The following is a 22,185-nucleotide window of genomic DNA, read 5'->3' on the forward strand; positions in this document are numbered from 1 at the left end:
TGTGTCCGCATCTGTACATTTCGCACGGAAGGTATTCACACGGAATAATTGGAAAAAATTCAAAAATGGACATTTGGACACAAGAAACCCCAGGCGCGCACATATGCGCGCGCCTGCGTGCATTATGCGTATATATGCATGTTTTATATGTCCATATGTCCATTAAAAAAATAAAATGAATAAAAATAGTAAGATACATATAAAAAGAAGCGGACACAACGCGGACATAAGCGGACAGATGGACTTTTACTTTCAAAAGGCAGGCAAAACCATGTCCACGCTCAAGGATTTTTACATTCACCGGTACGGAGAAGCCGCCAAAGTTCACGGTGACAGCATCAACGGCCCGTGTCCGTTTTGCAACGGCGGAGTTGACCGGTTCATTATCTGGACTCGGCGCAATGAGAACCTGGGCAAGACCTGCATGGAGCATGGTATCCCCGGTGTGTACTTCTGCCGCCAGTGCGAAGCCAAGGGCGACACCATCGAGTACCTCATGAAGGCGGAAGGCATGGACTTTCACGACGCCTGCGCCGAACTCGGTATCGAGCCTTCCAGAAAAATTTCTGTTCGCCCTGCGCCCGTAGAGAAGCCTCAGACGCCGAGTTTCAGCGGGCGGGAAGTGAAGGAGCCGGGAGTGAGCTGGCTTGCCCAAGTGGAACACCTGAACGGCAAAGCTGTGGAAGCGCTCGGACAGTCCGCCAATGCGCTGCGCTGGCTTTCTGGAAGGGGCATCACGCCCACCATGGCGAAGCGCTACGAGCTCGGATGCGTGAATGGAGAGAACGGGAAGCCCGGGCTTTTTCGGTGGCGCTCCTCCTTCGGACTGGAGCCCGGCAAGGCAAAGGACGGGCGGGAAGTGAAGAAGTTCTTCATCCCCAGAGGCATTTCCATTCCCAGCAGAAGCCGCAGGGGCGATATCGTGATGTTCCGTATCCGCAGGCCGGATATGGACCTCCAGACACGGAAGACCTGCAAGTACTGGGAGCTCACCGGCGGCAGCAGCATCCCATACTTCCTTCCGGCGAAACATCCCGGCCATGTATTCGTGACCGTCATCGTCGAAGGCGAATTCGACGCCATGCTTCTCCACTCTCTTGCCGGGGAAACGCTCGGCGTCATGGCCATGCGTTCCAATTCCAACAAGCCCGACATGGAAGGCCACAAGCTGCTTTCCGCTTCCGATCTGATTCTGGTCTGCCTCGATACCGACGAAGCGGGCACCAAGGGCGTCGACTGGTGGAAAAAGACCTACAGGCAGGCGGTGCACACTCCCATCCCCGGCTTCAAAGATCCGGGAGACGCATGGAAGGCGGGCATGGACGTGCGGTTGTGGCTGGAAGCGGTCGTTCCCGGCACCGTTTCCCTGGCTCCTGAGGCCTGCGGGCCATCGTATGAGTGCGCCAGCGGACCCATGGGCACTTCATCCGGCAGGCTGTCTTTTGAGGGGGAGGGGGTAAAAAATACTTCTGAGGAGTGTGAGGCAGGGGAAGCGACGGCAGATGTGCAGGACAACTTCGCGGATCTGCTGACGGAAGAGAATTTGAAAGGACTGCGCGCCGCACTTCCTTCGTATCTGGATATGGAAGTGATTTCTCGGGATGTGCTTGCGCTCGCGGTGTTATGGCGCGGCGCGCCCATCCATTATGTGAAGCTTCCTGCCGGTGGTTTTGAGTGGAACACGTCCACGGCATGGGCGAAGCGTTTTCCCGCCCAGTATGATCGCTTCCTGCGCTTGGCTACATCGTCCCGCGATGTAGCGGACTGGCTGGATACCCATTCGGCAACGGATATTTCCAGCAGAAACTTTTTACAGCTTTTCGAGGATTGCAAATGATGACCGATGAAACCTTGGAAAAGAGGAATGAGGAACTGGCCGCCGTCAGTGCCGATCTGTTCGGGGACGCCATGCGTCTCATGGTGGTGAAGCCGGAAAGCCTGACTCTGCTGAAGGACAACGCTCGGTTTTTCAAGCGGGAAACCTTCCGGCAGCTTCGTGACAACATCGCGGCGGACAAGCGTCTGTCCAGTGTGCCGCTCTGTTACCGTTACCCCGACGGGAAACTGGAAGTCCTGTCCGGCAACCACCGCGTACAGGCAAGCATCGAGGCGGGGATTCCGCTCATCATGGTGCTGGTCATCACGGAGGAACTGGAAAAATCCAGGCGTATAGCCATTCAGCTTTCCCACAACGCGCTTGTCGGTGAAGACGATCAAAGCATTCTGGCCAATCTCTGGGCGCAGATAGAGAACACGCGGGATCAGCTTTACAGTGGCCTTGATTCGGAGGCGGTACAGGCGTTGGGAGAAGTGGAGCTCGTCAATTTTTCCACGCCGCAGGTCCCGACCCATATGGTGACCTTCATGTTTACCGACGGGGAAAAGGAGCACCTTTCGGAGATTCTCGAGCTTTTGGAGCAGCAGGCGAAAAAGAGCGGGACTGTGTATATATGCCCGTCTTCGGAATACGAACCTTTTCTTCAGCTCTTATCCGATACGAAAAATGCGGAAAATATCCGTGATACCTCGCTGGCGATGGTTCGTCTTCTGGAAGTCTGTAACGATTGGCTGACACGGGAGACGGTATGAGTTTTCTCGGATCCATTGCCACGCCACTCAGACGCGTACTGGCCGGATATGCCGCGGAGATTTCCATACCTGTGCTTCTGCCGTGCGCGGGCAACTTTACCGTGGGAGCGGCTCTTCGAAGCGGCGGATATCGAGGTCGCATAACCGGATGCGACATCACGCTCTACACGTCTGCGCTTGGCGCCTACCTAGCGGACAAAACTCTGGAAGCTCGTATCCGTGATGATATCCCTGAGCAGCTCAAGGGGTTCCTTGACCTTTCCACACCTGTCCGATTTGCAGCCTCGGTTTCCATCATGCTTGATCTTCGGCAGGTATGGCAGGCTAAAAACATATGGCATCGGCGAGTTCTGGCCGGATATCATGAATGCTGGCCTTCGCTGATGGAAAAAACGCTGCTCAAGCTCGGTTCCTATTATGAGCATATGACGCAGGGAGACGGATTCGATTACGTCCCCATGGATGCCGTGGAATTTCTCGATGCTCATGATCATGACCATGCGGTATTCATCGCCCCGCCTACGTTCGGCTCCCAGGACTACATCAAACAGGAAAAGATGCTCGCTGCATCGGTGGAATGGGGTGCCCCGAGTTATCAGGAAATCTCCTTCAAGGAAGTCGATATCTATCAAAAAATAACGGCATTTCGTGAGTGGATGATCGTCATGGAACGCCCTTTGCCGGATGTGGAGAAAATTCTGGGCGATCCTGTGGCTGTGGTGCACAAGGGGCGCAACTCCATTACCTACGCCTATGCCGGCCACTCGAAAAAATGCGTCATCACACGAAGCTATCTCCAGTCCTCCAGCCCGGGACCCATCTTTCCGGGCGATATACGACTCACCGGGCAGGAAGAACCCGGCCTTACCGTACTGACCAATAGACAGACCGTCCGCATGAACGAGCTCTTCATGAGCGTCCGTGTGGACTATGCGCTGGCCGGGATTGTGCTCTCGCTAGGTCTGTGCCTGGACGGTCGGATCATCGGCAAGCTAGACTTTAAATTTTCCAAGGCTCACTGGGCCATCGGCGAAGACGGTTTCCAAGTTTATCAGCAAAGCGATCTTGCCGTGCCCAGCACAGAAAAACGTCTGGCCAAGCTCGTTCTTCTTTTTGCCCAATCCAAAGAGGTGAAGAAACTTCTGGACGCGGCATTCAAGGAAGATTGCCGATGGGTTACTACCACGGCCTTTTCAAGGAATCCGGTCTCCATGAAGTACCGCGGTATCTATAAACTGCACAAACGCCTGGAAGGCCAGGGGGCAGAAAAATACCGCCTGAACTACTACGCTCCTCTTGGTCAGTGGACCATGCGTGAAGCGTATGAAATATGGTTGAAAAAATATCGTAAGTAGCTTATTTTTTTGAGTTTTTTCATTGCTTTCAGCGGGTTTCATGGTATCTTTTAAGTAAGCAAAAACAACATCTTACAAAAATCGGAGGATACCATGAAAAAGTCGCAACGCATTCAGTTGGCGGGAGTCATGAGAAACGCCTGGCAGCTTTCCCGGCAGGGAGTGAGGAAGTTCGGAGGAACGACAAAGCTGTATTTCCGCTGTGCTCTGAAGCTGTCCTGGGCAGACACCAGAACTCGCGCTGTTTACAGCACGACCACCGGAAACCGGTACTGGATGCCGGGAGTTTCGCTTCCTGAAAGCCCTACCAGAAAGAGTCAGTTCATGCTTCCGGGAATTCTCGGATAAGGAGGTCGCCATGCTTACCATCAGCGCAGTACGCGACCTGTACAAGACCTGCCGGGAAGAAGTAAAGGCGGTAATTACCGAAAAATATTCTCTTTATGACCGTATCTGGACGGACCGTATTCGGATCACTCCTGCCATATTCGACCATGGAGAAGATACGGTGAAGGAGATCAATGCGGTCATGCCGAACCTTCTGACCTATCAGCACCCGGAACTGCGGACTATCGACGAGGCTGCCAACGATTATGGCTTTGAAAGTACTTCCGATCTGATCGAGTACCTTCTGGCATATGTCCCCAAGAAGGGACTTGAAGAAAAGATGTGCGACCAGCTTTTTGATTCTCGGCTCCGGGAAATGGTTGCCGCAGAAAGCATTACCGAAACTATCGCCCCAGATTCACCTTTTTAGACAGGAGATTCCCCATGATTCAGACGTCGTTTTTCTCAAGCAAGGCTCCAAAGGAGCGCAAGGTGTGCATTGCCAAGTGGCACAGGAATTGGAATGGACCCAGGGCTCCGCTGTTCGCCCCTTCCAATCCGAAGGCTGTGGACTGGCAGGGGGCGTACTGGAGAGACCTCGAAGAGCGTTTCCCCGATGCGGAGAGCCTGAAGCACTATCTTCTGGATATCGAGCGCAGGACTCGTAATCCGATTCTCTGCTGCTTCGAGAAAGATCAGACCCAGTGTCACCGGCGAGTACTCGCTACGTTCATCAGAAAGCGTTTGGGGATAGATGTGCCTGAGTGGAGCAATGCCGAACCTGAGCAGTTCAGCCTGGTGTAATTTTTAACCTGTTACCTGCCCCCCCCCACGAGCGTGGTGGGGGGGCAGCCGTGGAAAACTTTTCGGAGTGAATGATGGCGGAACAAAACAGTATTGCGGAGCTTGTTGAAAAGAGTTCCAGCACCGACGTGAGAATCCTTCTGCAGGCGAAGGAGGATGCGAAACGCGCACTGCTTGAAGACCCCACAAATCCCGCGCTCATTACCGCTTTCGAGAAGTCTTCCAAGCTCTTGGGAGCGGCGATGCAGGAACAGCAGAAATTGAAGTCTGTCCCGGAGGTGCTTGCCTATGTCGGCGAGTGCGGGCGAAAGCTGGGACGGGCAAAGCTTTACAAGGACATCCAGGAAGCCCGCCTGAAAAGACAGCCCGACGGCTCTTTTCGGCAGAAGGACGTGGACAGATACATGCTCAGTCTTGCCACGCTGGGAACCCCGGACGGTCTCACGGAAAAGGTAGCTGACAGACAGCGACGCAAGGAAGAAGCGGACATACGCCGGGCGGAAGCGGCCGCCGCCAAGGAAGAATTCGATCTTGCCGTGAAGCAGGGGAAATTCATCCCCCGGGGCGCTGTCGAACTGGAAATGGCCGTCCGTGCCATAGCCTTGCGGGACGGACTGAAAAACGCCTTGGAGACTTACGTTTTGGACATCATCGAGGCAGTCCGTGGGGACGCGAAGTGTTCCACGGCTTTTCTGGAACGCATGAGCAGGATCATTGATGAATCGCTGGGCGAATACGCCCGGCCCATGACCATAGATGTGGAATTTTCCGACATGGAGGAAGAGTCATGAGTTTCGAGGAGTTCATACAGACGAAAGGGTTCGGCTTTTTGGCACTGATGATTATCTACCTTGGCTGTCTGAAGCTGACATATGAAGTCGGTTATGAGCGCGGCCACAGAAAGGGGGCAGGCCAGGTCATCCACGACAGACAGGAGGCCGTCAACTTCGTCTACGGTGACGGAAAGATTCTGCGCTTCATCCCCGGCTATGACCGGCCCGTCCTGCTGGACTTGAACGACAACACCATAACGTACCTGCGCATGAAGCCGAAAGAGGAAGATAAAGAAGATCCGAAAGTTGAAGGAGAACTGCAATGACCGATAAACATCGCAACCGTAGATGGAAGCTGCGTCACGCCATGTCCAACTTCCGGCATAACTACAGAAACTGGCGACGCGCAACCAATAAAAAAGTCGCCGTATGGGTGGGCTGTGTCGTGCTGAAAATGGCGCTCGCGACGGAACTCAACGTGCGGTTGTCGGTCGGGAGGAAAGAGGCATGAAGAAAATCATCTGTATCCTGTTCTTCTGTTCCCTTCTCTTCGCCTGTACGCCGGATGATGGGAAAGCTCCCCGATATGAAGTCCACAACGCTCTGAGCGGTATTTCTCTCACCTGCGTCAACGGGTATGTCTTCGCGGTGTTCGAGCGGAGCCGGGAAGGAGGCATTACCCAGTTTTGGGAGGTGACGCCCGACGGTGGCGCGAGACCGCTGCTCTGCGGAGGCGAGTATGGCGTCCACTGAAAAAAAAGCGAAGGAACCTCCCAAAGAGAAACTTACTAAAATTTTCGGCAAACGTTCTTCCCGGCATGGTGACGGACTTCCTCCCTGTCCTTTTTGCGGTCGTGCTCCTGATATCGTGGAGAACGCCGTCGGCGGTCTGCGAACCGTAAGCCTGGAATGCCGTTGCACGGCGAGAGATGACTGCTACATCCAGTTCACGTTTGAGGATGAGGCGTCCGCCGTGGCCTTCTGGAGGAAGCTGGACAAGACTCTTTCGCAGGAGTCTGTTCCGCTGGAGGTAAAGGAGCCGCCCGTCGTACCGGAAAAGCCGGAAGTTGCGGAAAAGCCTCAGATTAAGCCGTGGTCCAAGAAAAAACTTGCTCAGAAGCTTCTCGCTTTCAAGAAGAAGAACGGACTTTCCTACATCGGGCTTGAAGCTCTTTGGGGTATATCCAATCGAACGCTCTGCAATATCGGAACCATGGGTTGTTCTTCAGAGGGAAAGCGTCTGGAAGTTCAGGGGTATCTTGAGGAGGCAGAGCGTGAAGAAGTCAGCTAGAAAGGACTTTCTCCGGTCGTGTGTCATCCGCCATGTCCTTGTGCTCATGGATGACACGCTCAGGGCCATACTTATCTGCCTCAAGGGCGGCGGGCATGTGTGCGGCGTGACCTATCCTCGCGTCGAACTCCCCGAACGTCTGGCAACGCGCGTGGAGCAGCAGCTTGCCGAGTGCAAGCGGTGGCTCGATACCGCACTGCTCCAGTCCGGCATCGATCGCCGGAAAGGATATCATCTGACCAGCCGAGAGCGCGGTCTCATCAATTCCAAAATTTCGAGGATAAACCGCTGGACTATCGAGCAGAAGCTGAAGCAGTGGCGTGAGATTGTTATTACCCTGGCGACGTTGAATTTGGCTTTGTTCTGGGCACGGTTGGAGCTAGGCGATACCGCTCACAGGCGCATGGTCTACATCGAAGTGGACAAGTTGTGCCTCCTTCTGGGGGACGGTTCCGATTGGATGCTGTCGGCCGATCTGTTCGACTTCTGCCGGAACTCCCTACTGGACGGACTCCCCGCAAGCAAGTTGGGGACAGAGGAAGAATTTTTTTTCCGCTTCCTAGCCATGCCCATGCCGAGAACGGCAACCGAACGGGCAATCTTTGAAGAAACCGGACGCGCTGCCGATACCGCCGCGCTGCTTGCAATATAAGGAGAAAATCATGCCCATAGATAAAACGCCTTCTGTACCTTTGAACCGCTGCCGCCGTTGCGGCGGCCTGGCGAAGCTTCATCACTCGCGTTCCGGCAAGTGGTATGTCCGCTGCGAGGAATGCGCGAAATGCAAGGATCCCAACACCACGGAAGAAGTCACAAGCAAGCTGACGGTGTGCAAGCTCTGGAATGTAAGAAACAAGGTGGAGATTTTATCATGACAACGTTTGAACCTTTTCAGATGAACCTTTTCAGAAGGTACTGGTACGGGAAAGTGCTGATGAAGTGTGGCAGGCGGACTTTTACAGTCATTGTGACGAAGGACGCCATTATATTCTGGGGCATATGCCGATAAACGAGAACGAATTCCTTTCAAACTTTCTGATACCGTACAACGATGAAACAAAGCATCTTCTCGGCACGACGGACGCCCCCACGCCCACGCCGTTTGGAAACCGACTCCGGGAATGGCGGTTGCACAACAACATGACGTTCAGTGAACTTTCAAGGCTGGTCGGTCTGTCACCTGGAATGCTTTCCGAGATTGAAATCGGCCGGCGCGAATCTACGGATGAACAGCGCAACCTGCTTCAGGATATTATGAAAAAACAGCCTCTGGGCGACAGGAGAAACTATGAAATACAACAATGATACGCGCGAACAGTTGTACCTGAAGACCATAGCCATGTTCGGTGTAAAAAGCAGACTTGGTAAGGCTCTGGAGGAGTTCTGCGAGGCTTCCGCAGCCATCACCCGTTTTTTGACTAGACCGGAAGGACATACCGCCGGTGAAATCAAGGATTCGCTGTTTGAAGAACTGGCCGACGCCTCTATTATGATTGAGCAGCTCGAACTGCTTTTTTCCGACCAGACGGACACCCTCGGCCGCTCTTTGTCTCGGATCAAAGAGCAAAAGCTGCGCCGTCTTGAAAAGCTCATGAGCGGTATGGAGAAAGTATGAGCACGTCTGCCAGCCCCCGCGTGACAAAGAAGCTGAAGGTTCGCGGTATACCTTCATGGCTGCCTGTGAACCTTCAAGTTGCGCTGCAACAGGTCGGAGTTGATGAATCCGGCCAGAAGCGCCGGAAGTTTTCCATCTCTGTATCGTTCTCCGCCGGTGAACGCAGGGCGTTGCGCTTCTCAAGGTCCATGGCGGTCTCGGCCTGGGCGGAAAAATTCCGCGTTGTAGAAAATTCCTCCATCCGCGGGCGCTGGCAGAACGTTTTCACCCCGTACCTAGCGGGCATCATGGACGCGGCCAATCTGCCGGGCGTGGAGACGGTCATCATCTGCAAAAGCCCTCAGACCGGCGGCTCGGAATCCGGGCACAATTTGGTGGGCTACTGCATCGACCGTCTCCCAGGCCCGGTGATGTACGTCTTTCCTGATGAACTCACCGCACGAGAGAATGCACAGGACAGGATCATTCCCATGATCACATCAAGTCCGCGACTGCGTTCCTATATGACCGGACTTGGTGACGATGCCTCCAGCCTGAGAATCAAGCTCCAGCACATGACCATCAGCCTTGCATGGTCCGGCTCGGTTTCCCGCTTGGGCAACAAGCCCGTGCGTGTGCTCATCCTGGACGAGCTGGACAAGTACGCCAATCCGAAGAATGAGGCGCGTTCTGAGGACCTTGCCGAAAAGCGTACTACGACGTGGCGCTCCCGCCGCAAGATCATGAAAATTTCCACGCCCACCACGGAAAACGGTCCCATATGGAAAGCCTTCTCGGAAGAAGCGAACGCCCGTTTCCGGTACTGGGTACGCTGCCCGCACTGCGAAGAAATGCAGCTCATGACGTTTGACAACCTGACTTGGCCGAACAGGGACACCAAAGAAGAGCCGAAGGCGGAAGACGTGCTTAGTCGGAAACTCGCCTGGTATGTCTGTCCCCATTGCGGCGCCTGCTGGACGGACACAGACAGGGACAGGGCCGTCCGTCGCGGCGAGTGGCGCGAGGAGGAAAGCGGCATGGGGATGTACGACTACATTGCGGCGCATCGTCCGGTGAAAGTGGCTTTCCATGTCCCGGCGTTCCTGAGCTACTTCGTGAGTCTATCCGAAATCGCCCGCGCCTATCTCAAATACAAAGAAACCGACGAAATGGCCGCCCTGCGCAACTTCAACAACCAGTACCTGGCCGAACCGTGGGCGGAGCAATACGAAGAACGGGATGAAGCAGAAATCTTCCGTCTTTGTGACGATCGGCCGCGCGGCACGGTTCCCGGCCCGCTGCCGGAAACGCCGGACATTCCCCGCGTGTCCTGTCTGCTGGCCGGTATCGATACCCAGAAGGGATACTTCCGCTATGTCATCCGTGCGTGGGGATTTGGCGAGTCTCTGGAAAGCTGGCTGGTTCAGTGCGGTGCGGTAGCGTCCTTCTCTGACTTGGAACAGCTTCTTTTCGGCAGCGTGTACCATGATGCCGCCGGACATGAGTACCGCGTGGTAGGCGCGATGATAGACGCCATGGGTAACCGCACGAGAGAGGTCTACGCTTGGGCAGCGCATCATCGTCAGTTTGTCCTGCCATGGCAAGGCAAGAGAAGCATGAGTTCCCCCTATACGATGTCCCCTGTCGAGTATTTCCCCGGCCTCATGGGCAACAAGGTGAAGATCCCCGGCGGGCTTACCCTGTTCCAGTGCGATACGACCTATTTCAAGTCAGGTCTTGCCCAGAAGCTTATGATTCAGCCCGGTGATCCCGGAGCGTTCCACCTGCACAGCAACGAAGACGGAAGCCTGGACGGATACGGGAAGGAAATGTGCGCTGAAATTTGGGATGACAAAACCATGGCCTGGGTTAATCCGATGGAGCGCCCGAACCACTACTGGGACTGTGAGGTTATGTGCCTTGCTCTTGCCGACATCAAGGGGGTGAAAAATATTCCCCTGCCTGAGCAGGGAGCCAAACCTCCGCGTAAAACGATCCCCAGGACAGTAACGACTGGAGCACGACTAGGTGTGGGGCGATATGGATAGTTTTATATATTTTTTATATAATTCTTATTGACTTTTGCATAAAAAATATATACTTTTTACCTGTCAAAGGGAGGTTATAATGGATAGCCGGGAAATTATCCGACAACTGCTTGCCGCCGGCTGGTATCTGGTGGAAACGAAAGGCGATCACCACCAGTTCAAGCATCCTACAATTCCGGGACGTGTCACAGTTCCCCATCCCAAAAAGGATATTCCCCCGGGGACACTGGCAAGCATTCGCAGACAAAGCGGACTGAAACTCCGCTAAACCAGGAGGAGGATCTTCCTCCTCCTGAAAAAAGGAAAAAAAGTGTATTATCCTGCTACGTTTGCTCCGAATACCGAAGGACGATATGATGTGACCTTCGTGGATCTTCCGGGCTGTGTGTCGCAGGGCACCGGTTTGGAAGACGCCATGCGTATGGCTCAGGAAGCCTTGGCACTGCACCTTTCCGGTATGCTGGAAGACGGTGAAAAGCTCCCCAAACCTTCCAGTCTTGAAGAAGCCCGTGCAAAAGATGAAGCCTTTGCCAAGGAAGAAGGTTATACGCTGCCGGAAGGTACGCTGCGCCAGTTCGTCATGGCAGAGGTGAAAAAGAAGGAAGATGCCCCAGTGCGTCTTTCCATTTCTCTGAAACCTCAGATCGTTTCTCTTATTGATCAGACGGCAGAAGAACTTGGCCTTACCCGTTCCGGCCTTATCGCCGTCGCCACTAGGGAATATTGCAACAAGGCTCAGCTGTAGTCTTCCAAAGGCCGCCCACCGGCGGCCTTTTTCCTTGACTTCCGGTATCAATACGGTACTCTTTTTTTACGGAGCCTCAAAATCTCCTTCCGAAGACGGTACGGTCACTACCCCGAAAGCGTGGCCTTTTTCATGCCTCGCGCCTGACAAGCGGCGGCATATTTTCGGCTATCCATGGCCGGGAGTGGGCTAATACAATACCTGTAAGGGAATAGGCCCGGACGTTCTTCGGCGTTTTTGAGCTCCCGGCCTTTTTTGCGCTCTGCGGAAGGTCAATCAAAAAACCGAAGAGGTACCCCATGAACACCCAAAGCGTCATCGCCGAACTGGTCGCGCGAAACTCCTACCTGGAACAACGTCTTCAGAGTCAGCGCTACTGGTGGCTCCGCCGCCTGTGGACTTCGCGCAGGGAGGAACGCCGTCTGCGTAACGAAAACACCGAGCTTCGCCAGCGGCTTGCGGCCCTGGGGGAGGCTATGGCATGAACGCCGAGCTTCGCCTGAAAGGCCTGGTTGCCTGCATGGACGTTATGCTCGAAAAGCAATCCGTCCGGCTTCAGTTCATGCGCCAGTTTATCGACTTCCTCCCAGAAGAAACCAAGGCCAACCTGTCCGGTCTGGCGCAACTTCTGGAAGACTCCGAGGAGTATGCTTACAAACAGCGTGAAGCGCTGAAAATGTTTGCAGAATAACCGATAACACATCATTACAACGCCCTGTATTTACAGGGCGTTTTTTATTAGTAAATGATATATGTTCATTTGTACATATTCAAATAGAAAAAATAAAATACAAATATTTTATATAACACTTTAAATTTAACATGTTAAAACAGTTAAATAATAAAAATTACATATATTTTTCGCTAATTTATTTATATTTTTTGGACAACAAAAATATTTTTTGCTTGCAATATAAATTACCAATGCGCCATACTGCATGGCATGAGCAGCGTTTATACGAAAGAAGAACTTCATGCCGAGATAAGCCTTTGGAAGAAGGCTCTCACCGCCTGCGCGACGGGAAAGTCCTATACCATCGACGGACGCACCCTTACGCGGCAGGACCTTCCGGCCATCCGGGATCATCTTTCCTGGCTGGCCGATCTGCTCGCCGCCGCTGAAAGACGCTCTTCCCGGATTCTGGTCCGGCCGATCATCCGCAGATAGGGAGAAAGTGATGGCGATACTCGATCAGTACGGAAAGCCCGTCACCACGTCCCGCAGAATGTCGCACGCCAGTGCGGATGCTGGTGCACGTCGCGGACCCATGAGTGGTTGGCGCGGTCCTCAGGTGTACGGTGAGCATGATGACATGGCGGAACGTGTCATCTCTCAGCGCCGTGCGGCGGATCTCGCGGAAAACGACTGGGCGGCGGAAAGCATTCTTTCCTCCATTACCCAGAACGCCGTGGGCGTGGGACTGAAACCCCGCGCGCAGATTCCTTTTGAGGAACTCGGCATCAGCAGGGAACAGGCGCTTGAGATCGGCCGCCGCATGGAATGGCTGTGGTGGAAATGGAGCACGCGGGCGGATGTTCGCGGCCAGCAGACTTTTGAGCAGCTCCAGTTTCTGGGACTGCGTACCATGCTGATCTACGGCGAGATGCTGCATATCCCGGTTATGCTGCCGGAATCGGAAAGAAGCCGTCGCGGGCTTTCGTTTTCCCTGTCCATTCAGGACGTGACGCCTACGCGACTGCGTACTCCTGCCTCCATGGAAGCGGACGATGCCGTGAAGGACGGCATACGGATGAACGCCTGGGGAAGGCCGGTTGCGTACTACATCGCGTCGCCGGAGAGCATGGGCAAGGCCCATCTCCAGGACGGAGACGGCACGGCTTCCTACTCGACGATTCCGGCCATGCGTGCGGGCAGGCCGGGCATTTTTCATCTTTTCATCCATAAGGACAGTGAACAGATACGGGGAAAGAGTATCTTCTCCAATTCCATTGGCCTGTTCCGCACGTTGAACGACGCCATCAGTTTTGAATTGCTTGCTCAGAACATGGCCGCAGAATTTCCGGTGTTCATCGAAAAAGACAACAGCATGAACATCATGGGACAGCTCCCACAGGGGGTGGAACAGGACGACGACGGGAACTACTACACCGATCTTCGCGGTCCCCAGATCATGTACGGCAATGCTGGTGAAAAGCCGCAGGTGCTGACCAACGAGCGCCCGTCCGTAAATTTCCAGAGCTTCGTGAAGCTGGTTCAGAAAGCCATGAGCGCCAGCGTGGGCGGCTCATACATCGCCATGATGAAGGACTTCGAGGGCGCGAACTACAGCGTCGCCCGTGCCGCCATGAATGAAGCCTGGCGGCTGTACCGCTGGTATCGGGAATTTTTCTCTGTGAGCTACTGCAAGCCTGTGTGGGAAGCGGTCATGGAGGAAGCCTGGCTGCGAGACTACTTTACGCTTCCCGCCGGAGCGCCGGACTTTTACGAGGCGAAAGACCTCTGGTGTGCCTGTGCTTGGAACGGCCCGGCGCGCGGCTACATGGATCCCACAAAGGAAGTTCAGGCGGAAATCCTTGCCATCGACAACCACTTGAAGACCCGTCACCAATCCATGGCGGAAAGCGGCAGCGACTTCGATGACGAGTACCCGGTCATGCTGGAAGAACATGAAAAAATGAGGGCCCTGGCCACTGGAGACACGTTTCTGATTGAGGAAGAAGATGATGAACAAGCTTCTGAGTAACCGTTTCTGGGCGCTTCCTGAGGACAGCGCTGAAATTATCCTGCGCGATCTCAGCATGAGACAGGGCAGGGAGGATACTTCCGTCAGCATGGGGCCTGACGGGAGCTGGGGTGTCTCCTCCGCGGATGGGCAGGCCGATGCGTGCAAGCCTGCCCAGGCCGGGGCCCTGACCTCCGACGGGGCCCCGGTTGTTACCGCGGGCGGCGTGGCCGTCATCCCTGTTGACGACGTGCTCGTGAACGCCGGGAAGTATGGCCTGAAGTACGGCACCATACGCAGTCGGATTCAGACCGCGCTGGATGACCCGAAGATCAGCGCCATTCTGCTTGATGTCGACTCTCCCGGCGGCATGGTGAGCGGATGTCAGGAACTCGCGGCTTTCATTTCCGAAGCGGCGGCAAGAAAGCCCATGGCCGCCTTCACGAGCTCGCTCATGGCGTCGGCGGCATACTGGATAGGCTCGGCAACCGGCCGGGTGTTCTGCACGGAGACGGCCAGTGTAGGCTCCATCGGCGTCATTATGACGCTCGTGGACTGCTCGAAGATGCTGGAAAACATCGGTATCAGGGTCAACGTCATATCCTCCGGCAAGTTCAAGTCCGCCGGTCATCCGGCCATGGAGCTTTCCGAAGAAGACAGGGCGTATTTCCAGACCCATGCCGGGAGCATCCACACGGTTTTCCGGCGTGAAGTAGCGAAGGCTATGGGACTGGACGAAGGTAAAAGTGAAACATGGGGCGACGCGCAGATTTTTCTCGGCGCGGACGCCGTAACTGTGGGCCTTGCCACCGCCGTTGTGAGCGGTCTGGACGGGGCCGTGAACAGGCTCTCCAGGGAGGTCATCATGGATAGAGCTACGCTTGAGGCTCAGCACCCCGAACTGCTGGCCTCCATTCTTGAGGAAGGAAAAGCGCTCGCGCTCGCGGAGCATACCTTCAACCCGGAAAATTTTCTTTCGTGCGTGAAGCCTTTCATGGGCGCGGATGAATTCGCGCACGCTGAGGCATTTTTCAAGGCCTGTGCGGACGCGAAACTCACGCCGGAACAGACGGCGGCCATGGCTTCCGTCATGCCCGTTGAAGGCGACAGAGCCGCGGGAAAGGACTCGTTCAAGAGCGATATGCTGAAGGCCATGCAGGCGGCGTCTCCTGATCCGGTGAAGCTGGACGGCGGCGCGCGTGAAAAGGAAAAAAGTCCGCTCGCTCAGGCGACGGAAAGGAGGTTCGGAAAGTAATGGCCAGATACAACGCCGTACTCGAAACCATGCCCGGCGATCTGTCCGAGATCGTTCCCTGGGAAGTGGACAGTTTCTATACCCGCGACACTATCAGCATCACCACGTCGGAAGCCCTGTCCAAGGGTACCGTGCTTGAACAGGCGTCGGGTGGTGCATGGGGCAAAGTGACCGCCGGAACCGGCGCGCTCGGCATTCTCGTGTCCGACGTTCCCGCGTCTTCCGAAGCTCAGCAGGTGGGGATTGTGACCCGCTGTGCCATAGCCGTGGCTGAAAAACTGACCATTGCAGCAGCAGCCGACACCGCGAAAGCAGCCCTCGTGAAGCAGGGCATCAAGCTTATATAGGGAGAAAAAATCATGCCGTATATCAATATGGACATGTTCACCAGCGCGGAACTCACCGCCGCCGTGAATAAAATTCCGGCCATGCCTGGTTTGCTCGGTCAGTTCTTCGAGGAAAAGGGCATCAGCACCACGCACGCCGCCATCGACGTGAAAAAGGGGCAGCTCCATCTCGTCCACGACACTCCCCGCGGTGCCGATGATGGCGATGTCCCCGCACAGGATTCCCGCAGCACCGTCCATCTGCCTGCCGCGCATCTGCCCCAGCATGATACGCTTCTCCCTGATGACCTGCAGGACCGTCGTGCGTTCGGCTCCGACCAGCCTGAAACCGGAGCCGACAGGATTCTGGACAAACAGATCACCATGCGTCGGAATATCGAAGTGACGAAAGAATTTCATCGCGTGGGAGCGGTCAAGGGCAAAGTGCTCGACGCGGACGGCACGACGGTACTCTATGATATCTACAAGGTCTTCGGACTGTCTGCCGGTATCGACGAAGATATCACCTGGCCTCTGGACTCCACTGGAGCGCAGAACTCGGTGCTTACGACGTTCCAGGACGTGTGCGGTACCATCGACGATGCCATGGGCGGCTGGGCGTATAATGGCATTGCGGCAATCTGCGGCAAAACCTTCTGGGACTACCTGATCAGCAATCCCTTTGTGCGTGACGCCTACAACCTGTGGGCGGCCAACCTTTCCCGGTTCGGTGACAACGACTTCCGTGATCGTGCATTCACCTATGGCGGTATCACCTGGTATCGCTATGGGAAGAAAGTCGGCGGTAAGCTGCTGGTGGAAGACACCAAGGCCCATGTTTTCCCGTATGGGCCGGGCATCTTCCAGACGTTCAATGCTCCCGCCAACTACAACGAAACCGTCAACACGCTCGGTCTGCCGTTCTACTCCAAGATTGAAGAGCGCAAGTTCGGTAAGGGCTTTGACCTCGAAGTGCAGGCCAACCCGCTCACGCTCTGCATGTTCCCGGAGGCTTTGGTCACGCTTACCGGTGCTGAGGCTGAACCGGAAGACGGCGGTGAGACCGCGTGATGCTCAAGTACTTCAAGCCGGAAGAGTTCCGCTGCAAGTGCGGCTGCGGTGCGGGGGAAATGTCCCCCGCCATGCTGGACAGGCTCGACAAGGCGCGGGAACTCGCGGGAGTGCCTTTCGTGATTTCCTCGGGGTTCCGCTGTGAGGCCCACAACAGGGCCGTCGGCGGCGTGGAAGGTTCCTCTCATACCAGTGGTATGGCGGCGGATATCGTGTGCACGGATTCCGCGACGCGCTTCCGTATGCTCTCCGCTCTGTTCTCCGTCGGTTTTCGCAGGATCGAACTCGCGCCCACATGGATTCATGTGGACGTGGACGGAAGCAAACCGCAGGACGTCGCCTTCTACCAGAAGAGCGGGCGTTATTGAGGTGAAACATGGATGCGCTTTTCAATGACCTTTACAACTGGCTGTGCTCCCTCGGCGACACCTGGGCTGCGGTCGCCGCGTTCACGGTGTCGCTCTGCGCGCTGCTCTGCACGGTGATTCCCGCGCCTTCCGAGGACACCAGTGTCGTGTGGCGCTTCCTGTACGGCGTCATCAACACCATCGGCTGCAACGTGGGCAAGGCCGCCAACTTCGACGTGGTGGTCAACAAGCTCAACAAGGAAGTCGCGGAAGACGCGGAAAAGGGAAATGAGTAGTGGGTTCTGGACGCTGCTTCGTTTCGCCTGCGAATTTCTGGCTGCTGTTTTTCAGCAGCTCAGAAAAAGGCAGCTCGATAAAGAGCGCGACGCTGCTGCTCATGATGGCGCCGGTGCTCTTATCGGGCTGCTCAATCCAGAGTCCGAACAAAAATCTTCAGCCCCTGCCCATTCTGGCCTCAATGGAAAGGATGAGCAGGGGCGGTGAAGAAGGCGTCTGGATGAACAGTTCCGACGCCGGAAATCTCTACCTCTATCTTGAGCAGGTGGAACGCGTATGCAGATAGACACGAACACTCTCCTTTATATTTTGTTCGCGCTTCTCGGCGTGGGGTGGAAGCTTTTCACCGGCTGGACCAAGCGTGTGGACGGCAAACTGGACAAACTTTCCGGTCGGGAACTTTTCTGCACCAACAAGTTCATGACCAAAGAGGAATACAAGGAAGGCAAGGAGCATGTCTGGAGCAAGTTCGAGGAACATGACGAACTTTTTTCCAGGCATGATGAACGCCTGAGAGCTCTGGAGCAGAAGCGATGAACTTCAAGGACGCACTGGCTTTCGATTCTGAACACGTCTTTCTGAACCTGGAAGAGTTCGGGGAAGAAGTGGAACTGGACGGCGTGAAGCTGATCGCGGTGCGTGGTGAAGAAGAAAACTTCGAGGCGTCCACGCTGTACCCGGAACTGCCGGAGCGCCCCATCGTGCTGCATGTATCCACTGACATGCTCCTGCCGGAGATCGCCATGGGGGCCAGCGTCACGTTGAACGGGGAGCTTTGTCAGGTGGTATCAAGGCATGACGGACTTGGGAGCATGACACGGCTGGAGCTGGTACGCAGGGGGTATTGAGATGGGCAGGGCGTATAAGGTGTATTTGACTGTCGGTGATATCGACAAGAACCTGTTGCAATTCATGGAAAATATGCGCGTCGACTCTGCGAAAATCATACGTTTTGCCATGAACGACACGCTGATGCGCACACGCTCCAACGCGATCATATACGCCTCACATCGATATAACCTGCGGGTGAAAAGCATGGTCGATCTCAAATCCTACATAAAAATCGACCTGTCGAAGAAAGACGCGCTTTATGGCAGCGTCGAATTCCGTGGAAACGTAGGTTATCCGCTGGAAAGATTCGGAACCAGCCCGCGCGGATATAAAAGCTACAAGGGCGTCCATCCCCTCAAGCGTCGCCCTGCCGGTGGTGTACGGGTAAAGGTGCTGAAAAACGGCCCTTGGAAAAAGGTCGGCGACTACACCGACGGCGGATCTGCCTTCTGGTACCTGCATAAAGGCAAAGAAAGGCTGCTTGTTCGCGATTATACCCAGCCCGGACTCAACGGGCATTACAAGTCGGCGGTGATTCATCCCATGGGCCCTTCTCCCATACAGGCGTTGACCTCCAAGGAAGGCGAGGAATTCGTGGGGGACTACGCGAGGGCCACATTCGCGAAACGTCTTGAGCATGTGCTGGACCGGTACATGAAAACGGGAAAGCTCAAATGAGGAATAGACCATGACGGAAAATCATCTCACGCAGGAACTGAGAGCGTTTCTTTCCGACGCGCTCAAGGATTTTTCCTATCTCGCTCAGGATGGGAAAACGGAAGGCGCGCCGAAGGTCATCAACGCCTTTCTTCCGCCCAAAAAAGAACCGGACGGCAGGGACTGGCCCTTTGTGGTGGTAAGGCCGGTGGAAGGCTCCATAGCCGAAGAAGAAACGACGGTTTCCGTTCAGATTATCGTGGGATGCTGGTCGAAAGAATTCGAGGGGTACGAGTACAGCCTCAATGTCCTGAGCCGGATACGCAATGCGCTCACCATGCTTCCGACAAGAACGCTGGCACGCCGTTTTCGGCTGGGCTTTCCTGTCAAGTGGGAATTTTTGAATGAGCAGCCCTATCCGTCATGGACGGCTGTCATGACTACGAACTGGATACTGCGCACGCCGGACGTGCGCACGGAAAATGAGGATGAGGTCTATGGGTACTTCAAGTAGGAAAATTTACGTCGGGCCTTCTCTGCCCGGCGGAACGCTTCCCCAGTTCACGGTTTTCAAGGGGGAGTTGCCTGATCACGTTGTGGCTCTGATGGGCAAATGCCCGTCCTTGCGGCCTCTGATTGTTCCTGTGGCAAAGCTCGGCCAGGCGAGAAAGGACGTGTCCACCAGTGGCAGACTGCTCAATGTATACGCGACGAAGATCCGCAAGGAAGCCAGGGGAGAATAGCAATGGCTTATAGGCACGGCGTTTATGCTTCGGAACAGGCCACGGCACTGCTTCCTACTGTGGAAGTGGCGGCCGGTATTCCTTTCATCGTCGGTACGGCTCCTGTCGGTATGGCTGATGAAAGCAACGTCAACAAGCCTGTGCTCTGCTATTCCTATGCGGAAGCGGTAGCGGCTTTCGGCTATGTGCCGCCGGTTCTTGACGCCTCCAGCGGGCTGAAAAAGTTCGAGTACAGCATCAGCGAGTTCCTGAGGAGTCAGTTTTCGCTTTTCGGTGTGACGCCCGTCATCATCGTCAACGTACTCGATCCGAAGACGCACAAGAAAAGCGCAACGACGCAGAACGTGACGCTCAATGCCATCAGCGGTAGTGCCACGGTGGAAGAGACCGGTATCATCGCGTCCACCGTCACGCTCACGCCCTCCGAGGGTGATCCGTATGTCAGAGGGGAAGACTTTGAGCTGACCTATGATGAAAACGGCTATCTTGTTGTTACCAGCCTGTCGGATGACGGCACTTTCCGCTGTGCTACCGGTGAAGTGATCACCATGTCCGCGGAAAAGACGGACGTGACGCTTGTCGACTCCGACGACATTATCGGCGGCGTCGACGTCTCCGGTAACAAGTCCGGTCTCGAGCTTGTGGGTGACTGCTTCCCTCGCTTCCGTCTTGTGCCCGGTGTGCTGATCGCTCCGGGCTACTCCTCCGATCCTGAGGTTGCCGCCGTCTTGGCGGCCAAGGCCTCCAACATCAACGAACTTTTCAAGGCCATATCCATTGTTGATGCTCCCACCGGTTCCGTGAAGCAGTACAGCGGTGTTGCCGAGTGGAAGAACCAGAACAACGTGGTTGATCCGTATCAGATCTGCTGCTGGCCCATGCTCAGCATGGACGGAACGCTCTACCATATGAGCACGCAGCTTGCCGGTCTGCTGGGGCAGGTGGACAGCGAAAACGAAGACGTGCCCTATGTCAGCCCCTCGAACAAAAACTTCCAGATGACGGCGACGGTGCTGGAAGATGGCACTGAGGTCTGGCTTGCGCCTGAAACTGCGGCCTATCTGAACGGGGAAGGCGTGGTCACCGCTCTGAACTTCATCGGCGGCTGGAAGTGCTGGGGTAACCGCACGGCGTGCTATCCCGCGGTGACCGACCCGAAGGACGCTTTCATTCCCATACGCCGAATGTTCAACTGGATCGGCAACACGCTTGTTCAAACTTACTGGCAGCGAGTGGACTTCCCGCTGAACCGCAGGCAGGTGGATACCATCGTCGACTCGATCAACATCTGGCTGAACGGTCTCGCCGCCCGCCAGTATATTCTCGGTGGACGTGTCGAATTCAACAGCGATGAAAATTCTACCACCGATCTTATGGACGGCATCGCCCGTTTCCATGTGTACGTCACGCCGCCGAGTCCGAACAGGGAAATCGACTTTGTTCTTGAGTATGATGCGGACTATCTTTCCGCACTTTTTGCATAGGAGTGAGCCATGGCAGGTGAAAACAACATCAAAGAGCGGTTGATCGCGTTCCGCGTATACAACGACGCCAACGACCTTCTGGGTATTGCCACGGTCGACTTGCCGGAACTGTCCTCCATGACGGACACGGTGACCGGCGCCGGTATTGCCGGTGAAGTGGACTCTCCCGTGCTCGGACATTACCAGTCCATAACCTGCACGTTGAACTGGAGAACCATCGAAAAGAAGGCTCTGGAGCTTACCGCGCACAAGGCACACGCCCTAGAACTCAGAGGCTCTCAGCAGGTCTACGACGCAGCGGGCGGCGTGTATTCCACCGAAGCCGTGCGCATTACCCTGCGCGCCACACCCAAAACGACCACGCTGGGCACCTTTGAAACCGGCGCAACTACCGATTCCTCGCAGGAGTTCGAGGTGGTGTACATCAAGATTTCCGTGGGTGGGAAAGAAGTCGCGGAAATCGACAAGTACAACTACATCAGCAAATTCGGAGATGAAGACATTCTCTCTTCCGTCCGTGCTGATCTCGGCCTGAACTGATTTTTTACCTCCATAGGCCGGGAGCGGCTTCCCTTCTCCTTTCCGTTCCCGGCCAACCATGTATCGGAGACATTTTCATGCTTCACACTTTCGCCAAAGAGTACACGTTCGAGGATAAGACCTATACCGAAATTGATATCCCGCTCGATAATCTGCAAGGCTCGGATATCGAAAAAATTCAGAAACAGTGGCGGGCCGCCGGAAACATGGCCCCGCTTCCCGTTCTGGATATGTCTTTCTGCATCCGCTGTGCCGCCGCTGCTGCTCACCTTCCTCTGGAATTCTTCGAGCATCTTCCCGGGCGGGAATACCTGTGGCTGACGCAGAAAGTTTCGGATTTTTTTCTGATCTCGGACTGAGGATTAAAAACCCTGCGGGGGAGCTCCGGCTGATAAGCGTGGTTCTCTCGCAGGTGTGCGGCGGC

The 22,185-nt window shown here is 55.2% G+C and carries 37 protein-coding genes; 36 read left to right on the forward strand and 1 reads right to left on the reverse strand.

Going from position 1 to position 22,185, the window contains the following annotated elements:
- Positions 1-271 precede the first annotated feature (271 nt).
- The 16 genes from CZ345_RS13460 (at position 272) to CZ345_RS13535 (ending at position 10,781) form a co-directional block, all read left to right on the forward strand.
- Positions 272-1,837: a toprim domain-containing protein gene (locus CZ345_RS13460; RefSeq protein WP_162274981.1), complete on the forward strand. Its 1,566-nt coding sequence runs from the start codon at positions 272-274 to the stop codon at positions 1,835-1,837.
- Complete coding sequence (locus CZ345_RS13465; protein WP_239446698.1) at positions 1,834-2,589, forward strand: ParB N-terminal domain-containing protein; 756 nt, start codon at positions 1,834-1,836, stop codon at positions 2,587-2,589. Before CZ345_RS13460 ends, CZ345_RS13465 begins: the two co-directional genes overlap by 4 nt.
- On the forward strand, positions 2,586-3,944 hold the full coding sequence (locus CZ345_RS13470) for a putative antirestriction adenine methyltransferase (protein ID WP_077073613.1): 1,359 nt from the start codon (positions 2,586-2,588) through the stop codon (positions 3,942-3,944). Before CZ345_RS13465 ends, CZ345_RS13470 begins: the two co-directional genes overlap by 4 nt.
- Before the next feature lie 129 nt (positions 3,945-4,073).
- The gene (locus CZ345_RS17760; RefSeq protein WP_083717465.1) at positions 4,074-4,292 is read left to right on the forward strand and encodes a hypothetical protein; all 219 of its coding nucleotides are present in this window, start codon (positions 4,074-4,076) and stop codon (positions 4,290-4,292) included.
- Between the two features lie 10 nt (positions 4,293-4,302).
- Positions 4,303-4,701: a hypothetical protein gene (locus tag CZ345_RS13480; RefSeq protein ID WP_077073615.1), complete on the forward strand. Its 399-nt coding sequence runs from the start codon at positions 4,303-4,305 to the stop codon at positions 4,699-4,701.
- A gap of 14 nt (positions 4,702-4,715) precedes the next feature.
- Positions 4,716-5,075, forward strand: coding sequence for a DUF488 family protein, N3 subclade (locus tag CZ345_RS13485; protein ID WP_077073616.1), 360 nt, complete (start codon positions 4,716-4,718; stop codon positions 5,073-5,075).
- Positions 5,076-5,149: 74 nt separating this feature from the next.
- Positions 5,150-5,866 carry a hypothetical protein gene (locus CZ345_RS13490; protein WP_077073617.1) on the forward strand — a complete coding sequence of 239 codons (717 nt, stop codon included), beginning with the start codon at positions 5,150-5,152 and terminating at the stop codon, positions 5,864-5,866.
- Positions 5,863-6,174 (forward strand): hypothetical protein, encoded by a 312-nt coding sequence (locus CZ345_RS13495; RefSeq protein ID WP_077073618.1) that lies wholly within the window; start codon positions 5,863-5,865, stop codon positions 6,172-6,174. The genes CZ345_RS13490 and CZ345_RS13495 overlap by 4 nt, the downstream gene beginning before the upstream one ends.
- A complete protein-coding gene (locus CZ345_RS13500; RefSeq protein ID WP_077073619.1) occupies positions 6,171-6,359 on the forward strand; it encodes a hypothetical protein in 189 nt (62 codons plus the stop codon). The genes CZ345_RS13495 and CZ345_RS13500 overlap by 4 nt, the downstream gene beginning before the upstream one ends.
- Complete coding sequence (locus tag CZ345_RS13505; protein WP_077073620.1) at positions 6,356-6,601, forward strand: hypothetical protein; 246 nt, start codon at positions 6,356-6,358, stop codon at positions 6,599-6,601. The genes CZ345_RS13500 and CZ345_RS13505 overlap by 4 nt, the downstream gene beginning before the upstream one ends.
- Positions 6,588-7,139, forward strand: coding sequence for a hypothetical protein (locus tag CZ345_RS13510; RefSeq protein WP_077073621.1), 552 nt, complete (start codon positions 6,588-6,590; stop codon positions 7,137-7,139). The genes CZ345_RS13505 and CZ345_RS13510 overlap by 14 nt, the downstream gene beginning before the upstream one ends.
- Entirely contained in the window at positions 7,123-7,791 is a 669-nt protein-coding gene (locus CZ345_RS13515; protein WP_077073622.1) for a hypothetical protein, read from the forward strand. The genes CZ345_RS13510 and CZ345_RS13515 overlap by 17 nt, the downstream gene beginning before the upstream one ends.
- Positions 7,792-7,801: 10 nt before the next feature.
- Entirely contained in the window at positions 7,802-8,014 is a 213-nt protein-coding gene (locus CZ345_RS13520) for a hypothetical protein (protein WP_077073623.1), read from the forward strand.
- Positions 8,015-8,138: 124 nt separating this feature from the next.
- Positions 8,139-8,444, forward strand: coding sequence for a helix-turn-helix domain-containing protein (locus CZ345_RS13525; protein ID WP_077073624.1), 306 nt, complete (start codon positions 8,139-8,141; stop codon positions 8,442-8,444).
- The gene (locus tag CZ345_RS13530) at positions 8,428-8,754 is read left to right on the forward strand and encodes a nucleoside triphosphate pyrophosphohydrolase family protein (protein WP_077073625.1); all 327 of its coding nucleotides are present in this window, start codon (positions 8,428-8,430) and stop codon (positions 8,752-8,754) included. The genes CZ345_RS13525 and CZ345_RS13530 overlap by 17 nt, the downstream gene beginning before the upstream one ends.
- Positions 8,751-10,781, forward strand: a complete 2,031-nt coding sequence (locus tag CZ345_RS13535) for a terminase gpA endonuclease subunit (RefSeq protein ID WP_077073626.1) — start codon at positions 8,751-8,753, stop codon at positions 10,779-10,781. The genes CZ345_RS13530 and CZ345_RS13535 overlap by 4 nt, the downstream gene beginning before the upstream one ends.
- 13 nt (positions 10,782-10,794) lie before the next feature.
- Here CZ345_RS13535 and CZ345_RS17490 read toward each other — a convergent pair whose 3' ends face one another.
- A complete protein-coding gene (locus tag CZ345_RS17490) occupies positions 10,795-10,947 on the reverse strand; it encodes a hypothetical protein (protein WP_239446733.1) in 153 nt (50 codons plus the stop codon).
- Here CZ345_RS17490 and CZ345_RS13540 point away from each other — a divergent pair.
- From CZ345_RS13540 to CZ345_RS13635, 20 genes are all read left to right on the forward strand, one after another.
- Positions 10,912-11,049 carry a type II toxin-antitoxin system HicA family toxin gene (locus tag CZ345_RS13540; protein WP_239446724.1) on the forward strand — a complete coding sequence of 46 codons (138 nt, stop codon included), beginning with the start codon at positions 10,912-10,914 and terminating at the stop codon, positions 11,047-11,049. The two genes, CZ345_RS17490 and CZ345_RS13540, sit on opposite strands and share 36 nt — an antisense overlap.
- 42 nt (positions 11,050-11,091) lie before the next feature.
- Positions 11,092-11,526 carry a type II toxin-antitoxin system HicB family antitoxin gene (locus CZ345_RS13545; protein WP_077073628.1) on the forward strand — a complete coding sequence of 145 codons (435 nt, stop codon included), beginning with the start codon at positions 11,092-11,094 and terminating at the stop codon, positions 11,524-11,526.
- A gap of 299 nt (positions 11,527-11,825) precedes the next feature.
- Complete coding sequence (locus CZ345_RS13550) at positions 11,826-12,011, forward strand: hypothetical protein (RefSeq protein ID WP_077073629.1); 186 nt, start codon at positions 11,826-11,828, stop codon at positions 12,009-12,011.
- Positions 12,008-12,217 carry a hypothetical protein gene (locus CZ345_RS13555; protein WP_077073630.1) on the forward strand — a complete coding sequence of 70 codons (210 nt, stop codon included), beginning with the start codon at positions 12,008-12,010 and terminating at the stop codon, positions 12,215-12,217. The genes CZ345_RS13550 and CZ345_RS13555 overlap by 4 nt, the downstream gene beginning before the upstream one ends.
- 252 nt (positions 12,218-12,469) lie before the next feature.
- Entirely contained in the window at positions 12,470-12,694 is a 225-nt protein-coding gene (locus tag CZ345_RS13560; protein WP_077073631.1) for a DUF6148 family protein, read from the forward strand.
- A gap of 10 nt (positions 12,695-12,704) precedes the next feature.
- Entirely contained in the window at positions 12,705-14,231 is a 1,527-nt protein-coding gene (locus CZ345_RS13565) for a phage portal protein (RefSeq protein ID WP_083717467.1), read from the forward strand.
- Positions 14,212-15,465, forward strand: a complete 1,254-nt coding sequence (locus tag CZ345_RS13570; RefSeq protein WP_077073632.1) for a S49 family peptidase — start codon at positions 14,212-14,214, stop codon at positions 15,463-15,465. Before CZ345_RS13565 ends, CZ345_RS13570 begins: the two co-directional genes overlap by 20 nt.
- Positions 15,465-15,812 carry a head decoration protein gene (locus CZ345_RS13575; protein WP_077073633.1) on the forward strand — a complete coding sequence of 116 codons (348 nt, stop codon included), beginning with the start codon at positions 15,465-15,467 and terminating at the stop codon, positions 15,810-15,812. The genes CZ345_RS13570 and CZ345_RS13575 overlap by 1 nt, the downstream gene beginning before the upstream one ends.
- Before the next feature lie 12 nt (positions 15,813-15,824).
- Complete coding sequence (locus CZ345_RS13580; protein ID WP_077073634.1) at positions 15,825-16,862, forward strand: major capsid protein; 1,038 nt, start codon at positions 15,825-15,827, stop codon at positions 16,860-16,862.
- A complete protein-coding gene (locus CZ345_RS13585; protein ID WP_077073635.1) occupies positions 16,862-17,230 on the forward strand; it encodes a D-Ala-D-Ala carboxypeptidase family metallohydrolase in 369 nt (122 codons plus the stop codon). Before CZ345_RS13580 ends, CZ345_RS13585 begins: the two co-directional genes overlap by 1 nt.
- 8 nt (positions 17,231-17,238) lie before the next feature.
- Positions 17,239-17,505: a hypothetical protein gene (locus CZ345_RS13590; protein ID WP_077073636.1), complete on the forward strand. Its 267-nt coding sequence runs from the start codon at positions 17,239-17,241 to the stop codon at positions 17,503-17,505.
- On the forward strand, positions 17,498-17,713 hold the full coding sequence (locus tag CZ345_RS13595) for a hypothetical protein (protein ID WP_144277363.1): 216 nt from the start codon (positions 17,498-17,500) through the stop codon (positions 17,711-17,713). Before CZ345_RS13590 ends, CZ345_RS13595 begins: the two co-directional genes overlap by 8 nt.
- 69 nt (positions 17,714-17,782) lie before the next feature.
- The gene (locus tag CZ345_RS13600) at positions 17,783-18,043 is read left to right on the forward strand and encodes a hypothetical protein (RefSeq protein ID WP_077073638.1); all 261 of its coding nucleotides are present in this window, start codon (positions 17,783-17,785) and stop codon (positions 18,041-18,043) included.
- On the forward strand, positions 18,040-18,354 hold the full coding sequence (locus CZ345_RS13605) for a hypothetical protein (protein WP_077073639.1): 315 nt from the start codon (positions 18,040-18,042) through the stop codon (positions 18,352-18,354). The genes CZ345_RS13600 and CZ345_RS13605 overlap by 4 nt, the downstream gene beginning before the upstream one ends.
- Positions 18,355-18,379: 25 nt before the next feature.
- Entirely contained in the window at positions 18,380-19,015 is a 636-nt protein-coding gene (locus CZ345_RS13610) for a hypothetical protein (protein ID WP_144277364.1), read from the forward strand.
- Between the two features lie 10 nt (positions 19,016-19,025).
- Positions 19,026-19,508: a hypothetical protein gene (locus tag CZ345_RS13615; RefSeq protein WP_077073641.1), complete on the forward strand. Its 483-nt coding sequence runs from the start codon at positions 19,026-19,028 to the stop codon at positions 19,506-19,508.
- Entirely contained in the window at positions 19,492-19,737 is a 246-nt protein-coding gene (locus CZ345_RS13620; RefSeq protein ID WP_077073642.1) for a hypothetical protein, read from the forward strand. Before CZ345_RS13615 ends, CZ345_RS13620 begins: the two co-directional genes overlap by 17 nt.
- A gap of 2 nt (positions 19,738-19,739) precedes the next feature.
- Entirely contained in the window at positions 19,740-21,221 is a 1,482-nt protein-coding gene (locus tag CZ345_RS13625) for a phage tail sheath family protein (protein WP_077073643.1), read from the forward strand.
- 9 nt (positions 21,222-21,230) lie between these two features.
- Positions 21,231-21,761 carry a phage major tail tube protein gene (locus CZ345_RS13630; RefSeq protein ID WP_077073644.1) on the forward strand — a complete coding sequence of 177 codons (531 nt, stop codon included), beginning with the start codon at positions 21,231-21,233 and terminating at the stop codon, positions 21,759-21,761.
- A gap of 77 nt (positions 21,762-21,838) precedes the next feature.
- Positions 21,839-22,120, forward strand: a complete 282-nt coding sequence (locus tag CZ345_RS13635; RefSeq protein ID WP_077073645.1) for a phage tail assembly protein — start codon at positions 21,839-21,841, stop codon at positions 22,118-22,120.
- Positions 22,121-22,185: the final 65 nt, after the last annotated feature.

Origin of the sequence: Mailhella massiliensis (assembly GCF_900155525.1) — a bacterium.
In the GTDB taxonomy this organism is placed as follows: domain Bacteria; phylum Desulfobacterota; class Desulfovibrionia; order Desulfovibrionales; family Desulfovibrionaceae; genus Mailhella; species Mailhella massiliensis.

Bases quoted from the DNA above. Each gene is read 5' to 3' on its own strand.
- CZ345_RS13595 (WP_144277363.1), top strand. From the start codon at position 17,498: ATGAGTAGTGGGTTCTGGACGCTGCTTCGTTTCGCCTGCGAATTTCTG.
- CZ345_RS13570 (WP_077073632.1), top strand. From the start codon at position 14,212: ATGAACAAGCTTCTGAGTAACCGTTTCTGGGCGCTTCCTGAGGACAGC.
- CZ345_RS17760 (WP_083717465.1), top strand. From the start codon at position 4,074: ATGAGAAACGCCTGGCAGCTTTCCCGGCAGGGAGTGAGGAAGTTCGGA.
- CZ345_RS17490 (WP_239446733.1), bottom strand. From the start codon at position 10,947: ATGCTTGAACTGGTGGTGATCGCCTTTCGTTTCCACCAGATACCAGCC.
- CZ345_RS13525 (WP_077073624.1), top strand. From the start codon at position 8,139: ATGCCGATAAACGAGAACGAATTCCTTTCAAACTTTCTGATACCGTAC.
- CZ345_RS13590 (WP_077073636.1), top strand. From the start codon at position 17,239: ATGGATGCGCTTTTCAATGACCTTTACAACTGGCTGTGCTCCCTCGGC.
- CZ345_RS13635 (WP_077073645.1), top strand. From the start codon at position 21,839: ATGCTTCACACTTTCGCCAAAGAGTACACGTTCGAGGATAAGACCTAT.
- CZ345_RS13620 (WP_077073642.1), top strand. From the start codon at position 19,492: ATGGGTACTTCAAGTAGGAAAATTTACGTCGGGCCTTCTCTGCCCGGC.
- CZ345_RS13490 (WP_077073617.1), top strand. From the start codon at position 5,150: ATGGCGGAACAAAACAGTATTGCGGAGCTTGTTGAAAAGAGTTCCAGC.
- CZ345_RS13485 (WP_077073616.1), top strand. From the start codon at position 4,716: ATGATTCAGACGTCGTTTTTCTCAAGCAAGGCTCCAAAGGAGCGCAAG.
- CZ345_RS13500 (WP_077073619.1), top strand. From the start codon at position 6,171: ATGACCGATAAACATCGCAACCGTAGATGGAAGCTGCGTCACGCCATG.
- CZ345_RS13580 (WP_077073634.1), top strand. From the start codon at position 15,825: ATGCCGTATATCAATATGGACATGTTCACCAGCGCGGAACTCACCGCC.
- CZ345_RS13550 (WP_077073629.1), top strand. From the start codon at position 11,826: ATGAACACCCAAAGCGTCATCGCCGAACTGGTCGCGCGAAACTCCTAC.
- CZ345_RS13480 (WP_077073615.1), top strand. From the start codon at position 4,303: ATGCTTACCATCAGCGCAGTACGCGACCTGTACAAGACCTGCCGGGAA.
- CZ345_RS13495 (WP_077073618.1), top strand. From the start codon at position 5,863: ATGAGTTTCGAGGAGTTCATACAGACGAAAGGGTTCGGCTTTTTGGCA.
- CZ345_RS13625 (WP_077073643.1), top strand. From the start codon at position 19,740: ATGGCTTATAGGCACGGCGTTTATGCTTCGGAACAGGCCACGGCACTG.
- CZ345_RS13470 (WP_077073613.1), top strand. From the start codon at position 2,586: ATGAGTTTTCTCGGATCCATTGCCACGCCACTCAGACGCGTACTGGCC.
- CZ345_RS13460 (WP_162274981.1), top strand. From the start codon at position 272: ATGTCCACGCTCAAGGATTTTTACATTCACCGGTACGGAGAAGCCGCC.
- CZ345_RS13465 (WP_239446698.1), top strand. From the start codon at position 1,834: ATGATGACCGATGAAACCTTGGAAAAGAGGAATGAGGAACTGGCCGCC.
- CZ345_RS13630 (WP_077073644.1), top strand. From the start codon at position 21,231: ATGGCAGGTGAAAACAACATCAAAGAGCGGTTGATCGCGTTCCGCGTA.
- CZ345_RS13555 (WP_077073630.1), top strand. From the start codon at position 12,008: ATGAACGCCGAGCTTCGCCTGAAAGGCCTGGTTGCCTGCATGGACGTT.
- CZ345_RS13615 (WP_077073641.1), top strand. From the start codon at position 19,026: ATGACGGAAAATCATCTCACGCAGGAACTGAGAGCGTTTCTTTCCGAC.
- CZ345_RS13575 (WP_077073633.1), top strand. From the start codon at position 15,465: ATGGCCAGATACAACGCCGTACTCGAAACCATGCCCGGCGATCTGTCC.
- CZ345_RS13560 (WP_077073631.1), top strand. From the start codon at position 12,470: ATGAGCAGCGTTTATACGAAAGAAGAACTTCATGCCGAGATAAGCCTT.
- CZ345_RS13510 (WP_077073621.1), top strand. From the start codon at position 6,588: ATGGCGTCCACTGAAAAAAAAGCGAAGGAACCTCCCAAAGAGAAACTT.
- CZ345_RS13530 (WP_077073625.1), top strand. From the start codon at position 8,428: ATGAAATACAACAATGATACGCGCGAACAGTTGTACCTGAAGACCATA.
- CZ345_RS13600 (WP_077073638.1), top strand. From the start codon at position 17,783: ATGCAGATAGACACGAACACTCTCCTTTATATTTTGTTCGCGCTTCTC.
- CZ345_RS13520 (WP_077073623.1), top strand. From the start codon at position 7,802: ATGCCCATAGATAAAACGCCTTCTGTACCTTTGAACCGCTGCCGCCGT.
- CZ345_RS13585 (WP_077073635.1), top strand. From the start codon at position 16,862: ATGCTCAAGTACTTCAAGCCGGAAGAGTTCCGCTGCAAGTGCGGCTGC.
- CZ345_RS13535 (WP_077073626.1), top strand. From the start codon at position 8,751: ATGAGCACGTCTGCCAGCCCCCGCGTGACAAAGAAGCTGAAGGTTCGC.
- CZ345_RS13505 (WP_077073620.1), top strand. From the start codon at position 6,356: ATGAAGAAAATCATCTGTATCCTGTTCTTCTGTTCCCTTCTCTTCGCC.
- CZ345_RS13565 (WP_083717467.1), top strand. From the start codon at position 12,705: ATGGCGATACTCGATCAGTACGGAAAGCCCGTCACCACGTCCCGCAGA.
- CZ345_RS13605 (WP_077073639.1), top strand. From the start codon at position 18,040: ATGAACTTCAAGGACGCACTGGCTTTCGATTCTGAACACGTCTTTCTG.